This window comes from Pseudomonas sp. MNR3A, from assembly GCF_009650575.1.
Lineage (GTDB): Bacteria > Pseudomonadota > Gammaproteobacteria > Pseudomonadales > Pseudomonadaceae > Aquipseudomonas > Aquipseudomonas machongensis.
Genome location: NZ_VZZS01000014.1, coordinates 69009 through 83816, shown reverse-complemented (window position 1 = coordinate 83816; position 14808 = coordinate 69009). Strand labels below are relative to the sequence as shown.

Here is a 14808-nt window from a genome sequence, read left to right as displayed (position 1 = left end):
TCCTTACTGTTTTTCGGTGGGCGCCGGCGCTTGTGCGGGCGCGGGCTCTTCGGCGGACTGGGTTGGCGCGCCTTCAAGGGCTTCGCCGGACCGAGGCGCGGCTTCAGTTGGCGGCTCGGCGTCCGGTGCCTGATCGGCCGTGCCCTGCGGGGCTTGTGGCGCCGGACTGGAACGGTAGTCGGCGCGGCGCTTGAGCTGATATTCGCGCACAGCCGTATTGTGGTCGTCCAGGTCATCGGAGAAGACGTGGCTGCCATCGCCACGCGCGACGAAATACAGGCTGGTACCGTCTGACGGATTCAGCGCGGCGTGAATCGCTTCGCGTCCGACCATGGCGATCGGTGTCGGCGGCAGGCCGGTCATGGTGTATGTGTTGTAGGGTGTCGGTGCACGCAGGTCGGCACGCGTGATCTTGCCGTTATAGCGCTCCCCCATGCCGTAGATAACCGTAGGATCGGTCTGCAGCATCATGCCCAAGCGAAGGCGGCGCACAAATACGCCTGCGATCTGCCCTCGCTCCTGAGGAATACCGGTTTCCTTCTCCACCAGCGAGGCCATGATCAGCGCCTGGTAGGGATCACGGTATGGCAAATCGGTCATCCGATCCGCCCACTCCTTGGCCAGCACCTCCTCAAGGCGCATGTAGGCTTGCTGCAACAGTTCGACATCGGTCATGCCGCGCACGAAGCGATAGGTGTCCGGGAAGAAACGCCCCTCAGGGAAAACACCGGTATGCCCAAGCTTGTCCATCACTTCAGTGTCGGAGAGCCCGTCGAGGGTGTGCTTGATCTTTTCATGCCTGGCCACGGCCGTGCGCACCTGGCGGAAGGTCCACCCCTCGACCAGGGTGAGGTTGTACTGCACCACATCGCCACGGCGCCAGGCGTCGAACAGGGCTTCGACGGTCATTCCGGGCGTCAGGCGGTACTCACCCGTATGCAGTGCGGTGCCAGCCATATTGAAACGCCAGTAAAGACGCAACCAGAAGGCATCGTCGAGCAGCCCCTCGCTCTGCATGCGGTAGAACATGCGGTTGGGGTTGGTGCCATTGGGCACATCGAGCAGGCGCTCTTCGGTGACATGCAGCGGCTGCTCCAGGACCGAGTTAACCTTCCAGGCCGACCAGCCTACGGCCAGGCCGGCAAGGATCAGGCCCATTTCCAGCAGCAGCAGGATTTTGCGTCTCACGAATCAGGTATCCAGTAACGTACGGGCAACGGCCTGCAGTTTACGGGTGAGCGGCCCGGCCGGCCAGTCGAGGTTGAGCGCAGCGACAGTACGCACGGGCCAAATTCCATACACGCTGTTGCAGACGAACACCTCGTCGGCCGCCTCCAGATCGGCTTGCACAAGGTCGCCGGTCCGGACTTCGATACCCAGCGCCGGGGCTTCGTCCAGCAGCGCAGCGCGCATGACGCCTGCCACGCCGCAGCGGCTCAGGTCGGCAGTCAGCAGCACGCCGTCGCGGACCAGGAACAGATTACTGTAGACCCCTTCGATCAGGTGCCCCTGCACGTCACGCATCAGACCCTCGGCACAGGCAGAGTCTTGCCATTCGGCGCGAGCCATTACCTGCTCCAGGCGATTGAGGTGCTTGAGCCCGGCCAGCAGCGGTTGCTGCGCAAGACGGGTCTGGCAGTCGAACAGCCCGATGCCTTGCTCCGCGTTGCCCGCAGGATAAGCTGGCCTTGGACCACCCTGGAGAATACGTCGGGCCAAGGCTCCAGGGGCGGGCGCATAGCCGCGCTGGCTATCACCACGAGTGACGATCAGTTTGGCTACGCCTTCACCGAGCTGACTGGCGTAGCGCAGCAACTCGTCGCGAACAAGCGCAAGATCGATATCGATCGCCAGCCGCTCGCAACCCAGCGCGAGACGTTCGAGATGTCGCGACAGCAGGCTGGGCCTGCCGCCGCGCACGGCGATAGTCTCGAACAGACCATCGCCATAGGCCAGGCCGCGGTTCTGCAGGTTGACTGCAGTCGCCGGCTGGCCGTCGATCCAGCTGTGCATCAATCGGCGAACCGGCGGAATACCAGCGAACCGTTGGTACCGCCAAAGCCGAAGGAGTTGGAGAGCACGACATCGATCGGCATGCTGCGCGCCTGGTGCGGCACGAAGTCCAGATCGCAACCTTCGTCGGGCTCGTCCAGGTTGATGGTCGGCGGCGCCATCTGGCTGTTGATCGCCAACACACTGAAGATCGCTTCTACCGCACCGGCAGCCCCCAGCAGATGGCCGGTCATCGACTTGGTCGAGCTGACGGCCAGCTTGTAGGCGTGCTCGCCGAAGACACGCTTGATGGCCGCCACTTCGGCGATATCGCCAGCAGGAGTCGAGGTGCCGTGGGCGTTGATGTAGCTGACCTCTTCAGGCTTCACACCCGCATCACGCAGGGCGTTGACCATGCAGCGTGCAGCGCCGTCGCCGGTATCCGGTGGCGATGTCATGTGGAACGCGTCGCCGCTCATGCCGAAACCGACCAGCTCGGCATAGATGGTCGCGCCACGAGCCTTGGCGTGTTCGAGTTCCTCCAGCACCAGGGCACCGGCGCCATCGGACAACACAAAGCCATCGCGCCCCTTGTCCCACGGACGGCTGGCACGGGACGGCTCGTCATTGCGAGTCGAAAGCGCCCGCGATGCGCCGAAACCGCCCATGCCCAAACCGCACGCCGCCATTTCCGCACCGCCGGCGATCATCACGTCGGCCTCGCCATAGGCGATATTGCGCGCAGCCATGCCGATACAGTGGGTACCGGTGGTGCACGCAGTGGAGATAGCGTAGTTGGGGCCCTGCAGCCCAAGGTGGATCGACAGGAAGCCGGAGATCATGTTGATGATCGAGCCGGGGACGAAGAATGGCGAAATCCGGCGCGGCCCTTGCTCGTGCAGGGTTCGGCTGGTGTCTTCGATATTGGTCAAGCCACCGATGCCCGACCCCATGGCCACGCCGATACGCTCGCGGTTGGCGTCGGTCACTTCCAGGCCAGCATTGCGCACCGCCTGGAAACCGGCCGCCAGGCCGTACTGGATGAACAGGTCAAGCTTGCGAGCTTCCTTGGCCGACAGGTACTGCTCGACCTCAAAGCCCTTCACCGAGCCGCCAAAACGGGTGGAGTAGGCACTCAGGTCCGTGTGTTCGATCGGACCGATGCCACTGCGGCCAGCCAGAATGCCCTGCCAGGTGCTTGGTACATCAGTACCCAGTGGCGACAGCATACCCATACCGGTGACCACGACGCGTCTACGCGACACAGCACTCTCCTTTTCTAATAACAGAGTCTCTTGCGATTGCATTCAGCATGGCCGAATGAAATGGCAACAGGCTCTCGATTGCCCGGTGAATGACGCCAATGGCTCGCAAAGAAAAAACCGCACGCCGGCAAAGGCAGTGCGGTTTTTCCCGACAAGAAGCGTCGACTGGAACGTCTTAGGCCTTGTGGCTGTTGACGTAGTCGATTGCAGCTTGAACGGTAGTGATCTTCTCGGCTTCTTCGTCAGGGATTTCGGTCTCGAATTCCTCTTCCAGAGCCATCACCAGCTCAACGGTGTCAAGCGAATCGGCACCCAGGTCATCAACGAAGGAAGATTCGTTCTTGACTTCCTCTTCCTTGACGCCCAGTTGCTCGGCGACGATTTTCTTGACGCGTTCTTCGATGGTGCTCATACCTAGTTTTCACTCCTAATGGACATATGTCATGCAGCTGGCCGGTGCCCAAGTTTATAGGAAGACGCCTGCTTTTCAAGCGTAACGCGCCTTCACGAGAGACACCCGGCCTGCCACCTGGAATCTGGTTGCAGCTTTATAACGGATTTTAGGCTTGCAGTATGACTGTTTTTTTAAGCAATCCGTCACATTGAGTTGCTGATGTTACATGTACATCCCGCCGTTCACCGGCACGGTAGCGCCTGTGACATAGGCTGCGCCGTCGGATGCCAGGAAGGAAACCACTTTCGCGATCTCCTCGGCCTGACCCAGGCGGCCCAGCGGAATCTGGGTCTGCAGCGCTTCACGCTGCGCTTCGGGCAGCTCGCGGGTCATGTCGGTATCGATGAAGCCCGGGGTGACCGAGTTTACAGTGATACCGCGCGAGCCCACTTCACGCGCCAGGGCTCGACTGAAACCTTCGAGGCCCGCCTTGGCAGCGGCGTAGTTGGCCTGGCCGGCGTTACCCATGGCCCCGACAACCGAACCGATACTGATGATACGACCCCAGCGCGCCTTGGTCATGCCGCGCAGCACGCCCTTGGACAGACGGTAGAGGCTGTTGAGGTTGGTGTCGATGACATCGAACCATTCTTCATCTTTCATGCGCAGCATCAGGTTGTCGCGGGTGATGCCGGCATTGTTGACCAGGATCGCCGGAGCACCGAACTGCTCGGTGATCGCTGCCAGCACGGCACTCACGGACTCTTCGCTGGTGACATTGAGCTCAAGACCGGTACCGGTGATACCGTGCTCCTTGAGGGTCTCGGCGATACGCTGGGCACCCGAAGCGGAAGTGGCGGTACCGATTACGGTAGCGCCCTGGCGGCCCAGTTCCAGGGCGATGGCCTGGCCGATACCACGGCTGGCGCCGGTGACCAGTGCAACTTTACCTTGCAGGCTCATGCAAGTTTCTCCAGATATCAGGCCAGCGCCGCGCGGGTGGCGGCGACGGCGTCAGGGGTATTGAGGTTGTAGGTGGTAACGCCATCGGCGCAACGCTTGTTCAGGCCAGCCAGGACCTTGCCCGGGCCGCACTCGACCAGATTGACCGCACCACTGGCCGCCAGGGTCTGCACACACTCTACCCAACGTACCGGCTGGTACAGCTGCGCCAACAGGTCGCGCTTGAGTGCGTCGAGATCGGCAGCGATGGCGGCGGTGACGTTCTGCACCACCGGAATCTGCGGCGCCTTCCACTCGATGGCGTTGACCGCTTCAGCGAAACGCTCGGCAGCCGGCTTCATCAGCGCACAATGCGACGGCACGCTGACCGCCAGTGGCAGCGCACGCTTGGCGCCCTTGGCCTTGCACAGCTCAATCGCACGATCGACCGCCGCCTTGTTACCGGCGATGACGACCTGGCCCGGGGAGTTGAAGTTGACCGCACTGACCACTTCATCCTCGGCAGCCTCGGCGCAGATGGCTACCACATCAGCATCATCCAGGCCGAGAATCGCAGCCATGGCACCGTGACCTGCAGGCACGGCTTCCTGCATCAGCTGGCCACGGCGCTCGACCAGGCGAACGGCGTCCTTGAGCGACAGGCTACCGGCAGCGACCAGGGCACTGTACTCACCCAGGCTGTGACCAGAGACCAGGGCGGGTTGCGCACCACCCTCCTCCAGCCACAGACGCCAAAGGGCAATCGAGGCCGTCAGGATCGCCGGCTGGGTCTTGTCGGTTTGATTGAGTTGTTCTTCCGGACCTTCCTGGACCAGCTTCCACAGGTCGTAGCCCAGAGCCTCGGAAGCTTCCTTGAAGGTCTCGACGATTACCGGCTTTTCAGCGCCGAGCTCGGCGAGCATGCCCAGCGACTGGGAGCCTTGACCAGGAAAGACGAATGCGAGGGATGCAGACATTGAACAAGCCCTTATGATCTTGTCGTCGGATAGGGTGCGCCCCACCAATGGCGAGGCGCGGAATCTGAAAACTTGGATGGAAACGCAGACCAAGCGGTCACATTTAACCACTTCATCGCCAATATGCCTAAAGCAACAGGTCTTCGAGACGACCGTGCAGCCGCTGCGGCAGGTTTTCCTGGATCTCGATCAGCGCGCGCTGGATGGCGCTCTGCAGGCCCTGTACGCCTGCCGAACCATGACTCTTGATGACGATCCCCTGCAAACCGAGAAAACTTGCGCCATTGTGTCGCGCCGGTGCCAGGTCAGCCTGCAGGCGCCTGAGCAACGGCATCGCCACCACCCCGGCCGCACGAGAAAACAGCCCACCCTTGAACAGCGCCTCTATACGCGCACCGATCATGCTCGCCAGCCCTTCGCTGGACTTGAGCAGGATATTGCCGACGAAGCCGTCGCACACCACCACATCGGCCTCGCCGCGATACAGGCCATCGCCTTCGACAAAACCGATGTAGTTCAGCCCACGGGCATTGTGCAACAGACTGGCCGCCAGTTTGACCTGCTGGTTGCCCTTGATATCCTCGGTACCGACGTTGAGCAACGCCACGCGCGGTCGCTGGATCCCCAGCGCCTGAGCCGCCACCGACCCCATCACGGCGAACTGGTAGAGGTTCTCGGCACTGCAATCGACATTGGCCCCCAGGTCGAGCAACTGACAATAGCCAGCCTGGGTCGGAATCGCCGCCACCATGGCGGGGCGATCGATGCCCGGCAGCGTCTTGAGGACAAATCGCGACAGCGCCATCAGCGCCCCGGTGTTCCCGGCGCTCACACAGGCCTGCGCCTTGCCGTCACGCACCAGCTCGAGGGCGACGCGCATCGACGAATCAGGCTTGCCGCGCAACGCCTGCGAAGGCCGCTCGTCCATGCCCACCACCTCGCTCGCCGCGACAATTTGCAGGCGCGCACGATCGGCAGCTGCAAGGCCACTGACAAGTTCTTCAAGGAGAGAGGGTTGACCGACGAGGGTCAGGTGCAGCGAGGGGGTAGCCGAAAGGCAGGCAATGCTAGCCTGGACAATGCTGCGGGGACCGAAGTCCCCGCCCATTGCGTCGATCGCGATGATCTGAGCGGACAAGGATTACTCGTCAGCGCCCTTGTCGATCACTTTGCGACCACGGTATACGCCTTCTGGCGAAACGTGGTGGCGCAGGTGTACTTCACCGGTGCTCTTCTCTACGGACAGCGCGTTTTCCGACAGGGCGTCGTGCGAACGGCGCATGTCACGGGCAGAGCGGGATTTTTTGTTCTGCTGAACAGCCATAATTGATTAACTCCTAAACGTTTGGGTCACGCTTTAACTGCGCCAAGACACTGAACGGGTTGGACCGCGATACCTCGTCCTTGCTCGATTCGGGCTCGTCTGCGCCCGCCGGCTGCTGGCATTCTTCCGGATGATGAGCAGGCACGATGGGGAGGGCGAGCAAAAGCTCCTCCTCGATCAGCGCCTGCAGATCCAAAGGATCTTCGCCCAGTTCCAGCACGTCATAGCCTTTCGGCAACGACTGGGTATTCGCACCCTCCTTCACCACGGCATAAGTACATTCGCTGTGGATCGGCAGGGTGACCAGCTCAAGACAACGCTGGCAAACCATTTTGACTTCGACATTCAGATCGCTGTGGATAACCACAACGTGCTGCTCGTCTCGCTCAAAATCGAACTTCGCCTGCACCGTACCGACATTATCGGAAAGCGGGTCGCAGAGTCTTTCCAAATCAGCGAGCTGCAGCGAACCTTGGAGGGTTACGCCACGATCGGCTAATTTGCGCGGGTCAACGTGAGGTGGAATCGGGTCATTCAACATAGGCGCAGCATTCTAGGGATGCCCCCCGCCCCTGTCAAAGGAAATTAGGCGGCATCACGCATGTTAGAATCGGTTCAATTGCGAAGGAGTCTACCATGCTTCCCCTGCTGCTTGCTTCAAGCTCCCCCTACCGGCGCGAATTGCTCCAGCGCCTGCGCCTGCCTTTCACCTGGGCAAGCCCCGATATAGACGAAGGGCGCATTGCCGAGGAGCCGGCTACCGACCTGGTTCGCCGCCTGGCCCGACAAAAAGCCGAAGCCCTGGCGAACAGCCATTCGCAACACCTGATCATCGGCTCGGACCAGGTCGCCGTGCTGGGCGAGCAGATCCTTGGCAAGCCACACACCTTCGAACGCGCGTGCGAGCAATTGCTGGCCGCCAGCGGCCAGCAAGTCACCTTCCTGACCGGCCTCGCCCTGCTCAACAGCAACACAGGGCAATGCCAGGTCGACTGCATACCGTTCACCGTAACCCTGCGCGAACTGGACCGCGAACGGGTCGAGCGCTACGTGCGCGCAGAGCAACCACTGGACTGCGCAGGGAGCTTCAAGGCGGAGGGATTGGGGGTGACACTGTTCCAGAGCACCCACGGCTGCGATGCGACAAGCCTGATCGGGCTTCCGCTGATTCGCCTGGTAGACATGCTGCACGCAGAAGGTGTGCAGCTACCCTGAAAGACGGGGCTGCCCGGCAGCCCCACTCATGAATCAACGCAGGGATGGCCCCTGGAAGCCCATGTACATGGCCAGACGCTCGGCGACGCTGGCACCGATACGCTTGGAGAAGCGATCGAACGGCGATTCCTGCACCGTGAAGTCCACCAACTCCTTCTCGCCGACAATGTCACGCGCCACATAGCTGGCACTGCCCAGGCCATCGATCAAGCCTAGCGCCTTGGCCTGCTCGCCCGACCAGATCAAACCACTGAACAGCTCGGGATGCTCCTTGTCCTTCAGACGCTCACCTCGCCCCTGCTTCACCATGGCGATGAACTGATTGTGCGTGGTATCCAGCACACCCTGCCAGAACGCTGTCTCTTCAGGTTTTTGCGGCGAGAACGGGTCAAGGAAGGCCTTGTGCTCACCAGAGGTATAGGCACGACGCTCGACCCCAAGCTTCTCCATGGCGCCGACGAAGCCGTAGCCGGCGGCAGTTACACCAATGGATCCGACCAGGCTGGCCTTGTCAGCGTAGATCTCGTCCGCCGCACTGGCGATGTAGTAGGCGCCCGAAGCACCAAGATCAGTGATTACCGCATACAGCTTGATTGCCGGATATTCAGCACGCAGCCGACGAATCTCGTCATATACGTAACCCGCCTGCACTGGGCTGCCGCCCGGACTGTTGATGCGCATCACCACAGCCTTGGTCTTGGCGTCCTTGAACGCCTCGCGCAGACTCTTGATGATATTGTCGGCACTGGCAGCTTCCTGATCGGCGATCACCCCGCGCACTTCCACCAAGGCGGTATGATTGGCACTGCGCGAAGCCGTGCTCTCCATATCCATCAGCGGAGAGAACAGGAACAGGAGACCGAACAGGTAGAGAAAGGTCAGCAGCTTGAAGAAGATCCCCCAGCGCCGCGCACGACGCTGCTCCTGAACACCCGCCAGGAGCGTCTTCTCGAGCAGCTTCCAGCTCTTGCGCTCCTCCTTGTCCTGCGCTGCACCCTCGGACTCAGGGGCTTTCCACTCGTCAGCCATGCTCACCTACCTTGGAGTTGAAGCTGCGCGGGACCAGCCAGCCACTCACGCAACTGTGAAAAATGCTCGACGCACATCTGCGGCCCGAATTCGCTCAGCGCCTGCAGCGACATCGCGCCATACCCCACCGCAACCGAGTGCATGCCTGCATTACTGGCCATCTGCAGATCGAATGCCGAATCTCCGACCATCAGCGCCCTGCCAGGTTCGACCCGGCAATGGGCGAGAATTTCCTCAAGCATCAACGGATGGGGTTTACCGCGGGTTTCATCAGCGGCCCGAGTGATATCGAAATACCCTTCCCAGCCATTGGCCTTGAGCACCCGGTCGAGCCCACGACGCGCCTTGCCGGTGGCCACCGCCAGACGATAGCCCTCGCTACGGAAGGCTTCCAGCGATTCCACCACCCCTTCGAACAGCGGTGAGGGCTGCTGATCCAGCGCCGTGTAGATATCTGCATAGTGCTGGCGAAAAATCTCGAGCTGCCGGGCATCCAGATGCGGATAAAGCACCGAGATCGCCTCGCTCAGGGCCAGGCCGATAATGCCCTTGACCGCAGCGTCGGCACTGGGAGCCTCGCCGGCACGCTCGGCAGCGGCATTCATCGCTTCGACGATGCGCCCGATGGAGTCGGCAAGGGTGCCATCCCAATCGAAGATCAGCAGCTCGTAGGGTTTGCTCATGACAGGTCAGGTCGCACTCAGGCGCTCCACGGTCTTGGCCCACATCTCGTCCACCGGCGCTTCGAGCTTCAATTCGCCACCGTCCGGCAGGGGCACGGTCAACGCATAAGCGTGGAGGAAAAGGCGCTTGCCCCCCAGATCACGAATTTCGCGGGTGAAGTCTTCATCGCCGTACTTGCTGTCACCGGCGATCATGTGCCCGGCATGGAGCGTGTGCACACGGATCTGGTGGGTGCGACCGGTAATCGGACGCGCCTCGACCATCGTGGCGAACTCACCGAAGCGACGCAGCACGCGGAACAGCGTCAACGCCTCCTTGCCCTCTTCGTCTACCTCGACCATGCGTTCGCCAGAGCGCAGGTTGCTTTTCTGCAAGGGCGCATTGACCTGCTTCTTCGACGTTGGCCAGTGCCCACGCACCAACGCCATGTAGCGCTTGTCGACGCCATCACCGCGCAGCGCTGCGTGGAGGTGACGAAGCATGCTGCGCTTCTTGGCGATCATCAGCAGGCCCGACGTATCGCGGTCCAGCCGGTGCACCAATTCGAGCTCCTTGGCATCCGGACGCAACTGGCGCAGCGCCTCGATCACCCCGAAACTCAGGCCACTGCCACCGTGCACGGCAATACCGGCGGGCTTGTTCATCACGATCAGCGCCTTGTCTTCGTAGACGATCGCCGCCTCCAGCCGCTGTAACAACCCCTGCGCCACGGGAGCCGGCTCGTCGCGCTCGGGCAATCGGACAGGCGGCACGCGCACGATGTCACCAGCCTGCAGCTTGTATTCGGGTTTGATGCGCCCCTTGTTCACCCGTACCTCACCCTTGCGCAGGATGCGATAGACCAGGGTCTTGGGCACGCCCTTGAGGGCCGTGATGAGGAAGTTGTCGATGCGTTGGCCGGCAAGTTCCGGCGCGACTTCGATCAGCTGAACGCCGGAAGTCGGGGGATTATTGGTCGTCATTGCTGGATCATAACAATTTTTTATGGAATTGAAGCACTTAATGATTACTGCTATAGTCGCGAACGCCGCCAAAAGCGGTAGGTCAGTACCGCACGGTTTCGAACCGGCCCTGACCAACGCAATTCTCGAGGACGCGAGGCCGTCCGACGGGGTTTTCGCCAGTTTACCGAAATGCCTGGAATCGCCACCAGCGCCGAGCAGAGAAGAACGAAAAAAACGACAAGTGCGGTGTTTCACCTCCCTCCTGTTCTTTTTCGCATGCCCCTGCCCCGCCTCGTCGCTTCCGTGCAGCGCCTGGCGAATGCTTCGGAAATACCTGCCTTGGACATGAATGGCGCCAGCCCAGAATCTGCGCTGGCGAAAAATGCAACCCGTTGCGGATTCAGCGCGCGGCAGCACCCGAATTATCAGGGATACGTGCAGGGTGGAGATGTACAGCCCGGACCGTACAGCACGGCCGGCCACCGGCCCACTGTAATGGCCCGGCGAGCGGAACCGGTGTTTGCAGATGCCCCAGAGGCGTCCACGGCCCTCGGCTGATTCCTCCTCCTGACTGAGTGCGATAGGCACCGCAGCAAACAGGACGCGTCGTCGCGACAACGGCAGGCTGGGCAACCGGCTGGTGCCGAACGTCGTTGGACACGGGGGTGGCACGCCACCCTTTGCGCACCTTGGCACCGACCATGAGAAGTCGTGTGTGCCGAACGCCGTTTCCGGCAGCCCGGAAACCGACGGTACAACATGAAAAGAATGCTGATTAACGCGACTCAACCCGAAGAGTTGCGTGTAGCCCTGGTGGATGGCCAACGCCTCTACGACCTGGATATCGAGTCCGGCGCGCGTGAGCAGAAAAAGGCCAACATCTACAAAGGCAAGATCACCCGCATCGAACCCAGCCTCGAAGCCGCCTTCGTCGACTTCGGTTCCGAACGTCACGGCTTCCTGCCGCTGAAGGAAATCTCCCGCGAGTATTTCAAGAAGTCGCCTGAAGGTCGGGTGAACATCAAGGAAGTGCTGAGCGAAGGCCAGGAAGTCATCGTCCAGGTCGAGAAAGAAGAACGTGGCAACAAGGGCGCAGCCCTGACCACCTTCATCAGCCTCGCCGGCCGCTACCTGGTCCTGATGCCGAACAACCCACGCGCTGGCGGCATTTCCCGCCGCATCGAAGGCGAAGAGCGCAACGAGCTGCGCGAAGCCCTCAACGGCCTGACCGTTCCCGGCGACATGGGCCTGATCGTGCGCACGGCCGGCCTGGGCCGCAGCAGCGAAGAGATGCAGTGGGACCTCGACTACCTGCTGCAACTCTGGACCGCCATCAAGGAAGCCTCCCAGGATCGCGTCGCGCCCTTCCTGATCTACCAGGAAAGCAACGTCATCATCCGCGCCATTCGCGACTACCTGCGCCAGGACATCGGTGAAGTACTGATCGACAGCATCGATGCTCAGGAAGAAGCCCTGACCTTCATCCGCCAGGTGATGCCGCAGTACGCCAGCAAGGTCAAGCTGTACGAAGACAGCGTCCCGCTGTTCAACCGCTTCCAGATCGAAAGCCAGATCGAGACCGCCTTCCAGCGTGTGGTCGACCTGCCGTCCGGCGGTTCGATCGTCATCGATCCGACCGAAGCCCTGGTCTCCATCGACATCAACTCGGCGCGCGCCACCAAAGGCAGCGACATCGAGGAAACCGCCCTGCAGACCAACCTGGAAGCGGCTGAGGAAATCGCCCGCCAGCTGCGCCTGCGTGACATCGGCGGCCTGATCGTCATCGACTTCATCGACATGACCCCGGCCAAGAACCAGCGCGCCGTCGAGGAACGCGTTCGCGAATGCCTCGAAGCCGACCGCGCCCGCGTCCAGGTCGGCCGCATCTCGCGCTTCGGCCTGCTGGAGATGTCTCGCCAGCGCCTGCGTCCGTCGCTGGGCGAAAGCAGCGGCATCGTCTGCCCGCGCTGCTCGGGCACCGGCATCATCCGTGACGTCGAGTCCCTGTCGCTGGCGATCCTGCGCCTGATCGAGGAAGAAGCACTGAAAGACCGTACCGCCGAGGTACGCGCACAGGTGCCGATCCCGGTAGCCGCCTTCCTGCTCAACGAGAAGCGCAACTCGATCACCAAGATCGAACTGCGCACCCGTGCACGCATCATCATCCTGCCGAACGACCACCTGGAAACCCCGCACTTCGAAGTCCAGCGCCTGCGCGACGACAATCCGGACGTGCTGAACAACCAGTCGAGCTACGAAATCGCCACCAGCGAAGCCGAGGAAGCGCCGCAACCAACCGCTACCCGCACCCTGGTTCGCCAGGAAGCTGCAGTGAAGACCGCTCCGGCTCGCACCAACGCCCCTGAGCCTAGCCCGAGCGAAGAAAAACCTGCTGCAACCGCTCCAGCGCCTGTCGCCGCGCCAGAGCCAAGCCTGTTCAAGGGCCTGGTCAAGTCGCTGGTCAGCCTGTTCGCCGGCAAGGAAGAACCCGTCGTCGCTCCCGCCGCCACCCCCGAGAAGCCGACCACCGAGCGCAGCCAGCGCAACGAGGAACGCCGCAACGGCCGTCAGCAGAGCCGCAACCGCAATGGCCGTCGCGATGAAGACCGCAAACCGCGTGAAGAGCGCAGTGAGCGCACCCCACGCGAAGAGCGCCAGCCACGCGAGGAGCGCGCACCTCGTGAAGAACGTGCACCACGCGAAGAACGTGCACCTCGTCAACCACGCGAAGACCGCCGTGGTAATCGTGAAGAACGCGTCCGCGAATTGCGCGAGCCACTGGATACTGCCCCGGCGGCCCGCGAGGAGCGTGCTCCACGCGAAGAGCGCGCACCTCGCGAGGAACGCGTAGCCCGCGAAGAGCGCGCACCCCGTGAGGAACGCGCACCACGCGAAGAACGTGCCCCACGCGAAGAACGCGCACCTCGTGAAGAGCGTCCGGCCCGTGAGGAACGCGCACCACGCGAGGAGCGTGAAGAGCGCGCACCACGCGAAGAACGCCAACCACGCCAGCCGCGCGAAGAGCGCCAGCCACGTGCCGCCGAACAGGCTGCCGAGGCGAGCGAGGAGCAACTGCCTAACGAAGAACTGCTGCAGGATGAGCAGGAGGGTGCCGATGGCGAACGCCCTCGCCGCCGCTCCCGTGGCCAGCGTCGCCGCAGCAACCGTCGTGAGCGCCAGCGCAATGCCAATGGTGAACTGATCGACGGCGATGATGAAGCCGGCGAAGAGCAGCAGCCACAGCAGCACAAGGCCACTGAGCTGGGTGCCGAACTGGCCGCAGGCCTGGCGGTCACCGCTGCCGTTGCCAGCAGCAATATCAGTGCCGACGCCGAGGCCCAGGCCAACGAGCAGGCCGAGCGCGCCACCGCCACTGTCGTGGAGGCTGACGACCATGAAGTGGTTCAGCCCGCCGAGCCGGCCGAGGTTGTCGCCAAAGCTGAGGAAGTCGCGATCGCGCCTGTCGTCGAGCAGCCGGTCAATGCGCCTGTGACCGTGGTCGAACCAGGCATCGAGCCTGTCGTCGAAGCGCCTGCACAACCACAGGCCGAAGTGGCCACCAGCGAGCCTGCGCCTGCAGTCGAAGCGCCAGCCACCGAAGCACCGGCCGTGGAAGCGAGCGAAGCGGAGAAAGCACCGGTTGCTGAAACTGCCGTAGAGCAAGCACCCGCTGTCGAAGCCGAAGTGATCGAGCCTGTCGTGGTCGAGCCAGTGGCTGTCGAGGCAGCACCGGTCGTCGCTGAAGCAACCCCTGCCGAAGAGCCTGCCCCTGCCGTAGCTGAAACTGCTCCGGCCCAAGAGCCGGCTGTCGAAGAAGCGGCCACCATCATGCTGCCGAACGGCCGTGCGCCGAACGACCCGCGTGAAGTGCGTCGCCGCAAGCGTGAGGCTGAAGCCGCTGCCGCTGCTGCTGCCGCAGCCCAGGCTGCCGCCGAAGCTGCCCCGGCACTGGAAACCACCGAGGATGAGCACAAGCCTCACCACGGTTGATTCCGGCAGCTGAATGAAAAACCCCCGCCAGTGCGAACTGGCGGGGGTTTTT

General features: G+C 62.3%; 14 protein-coding genes. 2 read left to right on the top strand and 12 right to left on the bottom strand.

Going from position 1 to position 14808, the window contains the following annotated elements:
- Nucleotides 1–3: 3 nt before the first annotated feature.
- From mltG to F6X62_RS11050, 9 genes are all read right to left on the bottom strand, one after another.
- On the bottom strand, nt 4–1188 hold the full coding sequence (gene mltG, locus F6X62_RS11090; protein ID WP_065861194.1) for an endolytic transglycosylase MltG: 1185 nt from the start codon (nt 1186–1188) through the stop codon (nt 4–6).
- Nucleotides 1189–1191: 3 nt separating this feature from the next.
- Nucleotides 1192–2013, bottom strand: a complete 822-nt coding sequence (gene pabC / locus F6X62_RS11085; protein ID WP_153773505.1) for an aminodeoxychorismate lyase — start codon at nt 2011–2013, stop codon at nt 1192–1194.
- On the bottom strand, nt 2013–3257 hold the full coding sequence (gene fabF, locus F6X62_RS11080) for a beta-ketoacyl-ACP synthase II (protein ID WP_054893074.1): 1245 nt from the start codon (nt 3255–3257) through the stop codon (nt 2013–2015). Before fabF ends, pabC begins: the two co-directional genes overlap by 1 nt.
- 175 nt (nt 3258–3432) lie before the next feature.
- Nucleotides 3433–3669: an acyl carrier protein gene (acpP, locus tag F6X62_RS11075; RefSeq protein WP_054893073.1), complete on the bottom strand. Its 237-nt coding sequence runs from the start codon at nt 3667–3669 to the stop codon at nt 3433–3435.
- Nucleotides 3670–3873: 204 nt separating this feature from the next.
- Complete coding sequence (gene fabG, locus F6X62_RS11070) at nt 3874–4614, bottom strand: 3-oxoacyl-ACP reductase FabG (protein WP_054925392.1); 741 nt, start codon at nt 4612–4614, stop codon at nt 3874–3876.
- A gap of 17 nt (nt 4615–4631) precedes the next feature.
- Complete coding sequence (gene fabD, locus F6X62_RS11065) at nt 4632–5570, bottom strand: ACP S-malonyltransferase (protein WP_112897752.1); 939 nt, start codon at nt 5568–5570, stop codon at nt 4632–4634.
- 127 nt (nt 5571–5697) lie between these two features.
- Complete coding sequence (gene plsX, locus F6X62_RS11060) at nt 5698–6708, bottom strand: phosphate acyltransferase PlsX (RefSeq protein ID WP_081255216.1); 1011 nt, start codon at nt 6706–6708, stop codon at nt 5698–5700.
- A 3-nt stretch (nt 6709–6711) separates the two neighbouring features.
- Complete coding sequence (rpmF, locus tag F6X62_RS11055) at nt 6712–6894, bottom strand: 50S ribosomal protein L32 (protein ID WP_008096416.1); 183 nt, start codon at nt 6892–6894, stop codon at nt 6712–6714.
- A gap of 13 nt (nt 6895–6907) precedes the next feature.
- A complete protein-coding gene (locus F6X62_RS11050) occupies nt 6908–7435 on the bottom strand; it encodes a YceD family protein (protein WP_081255215.1) in 528 nt (175 codons plus the stop codon).
- A gap of 95 nt (nt 7436–7530) precedes the next feature.
- Between F6X62_RS11050 and F6X62_RS11045 the strand changes: the two genes are divergently transcribed.
- On the top strand, nt 7531–8109 hold the full coding sequence (locus tag F6X62_RS11045) for a nucleoside triphosphate pyrophosphatase (RefSeq protein WP_153773504.1): 579 nt from the start codon (nt 7531–7533) through the stop codon (nt 8107–8109).
- A gap of 33 nt (nt 8110–8142) precedes the next feature.
- Here the strand turns inward: F6X62_RS11045 and F6X62_RS11040 are convergent, their stop codons facing one another.
- The 3 genes from F6X62_RS11040 to rluC are packed head-to-tail and all read right to left on the bottom strand — an operon-like array spanning nt 8143 to nt 10784.
- Nucleotides 8143–9138 carry a S49 family peptidase gene (locus F6X62_RS11040; RefSeq protein ID WP_054893067.1) on the bottom strand — a complete coding sequence of 332 codons (996 nt, stop codon included), beginning with the start codon at nt 9136–9138 and terminating at the stop codon, nt 8143–8145.
- Between the two features lie 2 nt (nt 9139–9140).
- Nucleotides 9141–9821, bottom strand: a complete 681-nt coding sequence (locus tag F6X62_RS11035; RefSeq protein ID WP_153773503.1) for an HAD family hydrolase — start codon at nt 9819–9821, stop codon at nt 9141–9143.
- Nucleotides 9822–9827: 6 nt separating this feature from the next.
- Complete coding sequence (rluC, locus tag F6X62_RS11030) at nt 9828–10784, bottom strand: 23S rRNA pseudouridine(955/2504/2580) synthase RluC (RefSeq protein ID WP_063543827.1); 957 nt, start codon at nt 10782–10784, stop codon at nt 9828–9830.
- A gap of 741 nt (nt 10785–11525) precedes the next feature.
- On the opposite strand from rluC, the gene rne reads away from it, so the two are divergent.
- Nucleotides 11526–14756 carry a ribonuclease E gene (gene rne / locus F6X62_RS11025; RefSeq protein WP_153773502.1) on the top strand — a complete coding sequence of 1077 codons (3231 nt, stop codon included), beginning with the start codon at nt 11526–11528 and terminating at the stop codon, nt 14754–14756.
- The last annotated feature ends 52 nt before the right edge of the window (nt 14757–14808 follow it).

What these genes read in the sequence shown, in the direction of transcription:
- F6X62_RS11050 (WP_081255215.1), bottom strand. Translation starts at nt 7,435, where the DNA reads ATGTTGAATGACCCGATTCCACCTCACGTTGACCCGCGCAAATTAGCC.
- acpP (WP_054893073.1), bottom strand. Translation starts at nt 3,669, where the DNA reads ATGAGCACCATCGAAGAACGCGTCAAGAAAATCGTCGCCGAGCAACTG.
- F6X62_RS11035 (WP_153773503.1), bottom strand. Translation starts at nt 9,821, where the DNA reads ATGAGCAAACCCTACGAGCTGCTGATCTTCGATTGGGATGGCACCCTT.
- fabD (WP_112897752.1), bottom strand. Translation starts at nt 5,570, where the DNA reads ATGTCTGCATCCCTCGCATTCGTCTTTCCTGGTCAAGGCTCCCAGTCG.
- rne (WP_153773502.1), top strand. Translation starts at nt 11,526, where the DNA reads ATGAAAAGAATGCTGATTAACGCGACTCAACCCGAAGAGTTGCGTGTA.
- rpmF (WP_008096416.1), bottom strand. Translation starts at nt 6,894, where the DNA reads ATGGCTGTTCAGCAGAACAAAAAATCCCGCTCTGCCCGTGACATGCGC.
- pabC (WP_153773505.1), bottom strand. Translation starts at nt 2,013, where the DNA reads ATGCACAGCTGGATCGACGGCCAGCCGGCGACTGCAGTCAACCTGCAG.
- fabG (WP_054925392.1), bottom strand. Translation starts at nt 4,614, where the DNA reads ATGAGCCTGCAAGGTAAAGTTGCACTGGTCACCGGCGCCAGCCGTGGT.
- rluC (WP_063543827.1), bottom strand. Translation starts at nt 10,784, where the DNA reads ATGACGACCAATAATCCCCCGACTTCCGGCGTTCAGCTGATCGAAGTC.
- F6X62_RS11040 (WP_054893067.1), bottom strand. Translation starts at nt 9,138, where the DNA reads ATGGCTGACGAGTGGAAAGCCCCTGAGTCCGAGGGTGCAGCGCAGGAC.
- F6X62_RS11045 (WP_153773504.1), top strand. Translation starts at nt 7,531, where the DNA reads ATGCTTCCCCTGCTGCTTGCTTCAAGCTCCCCCTACCGGCGCGAATTG.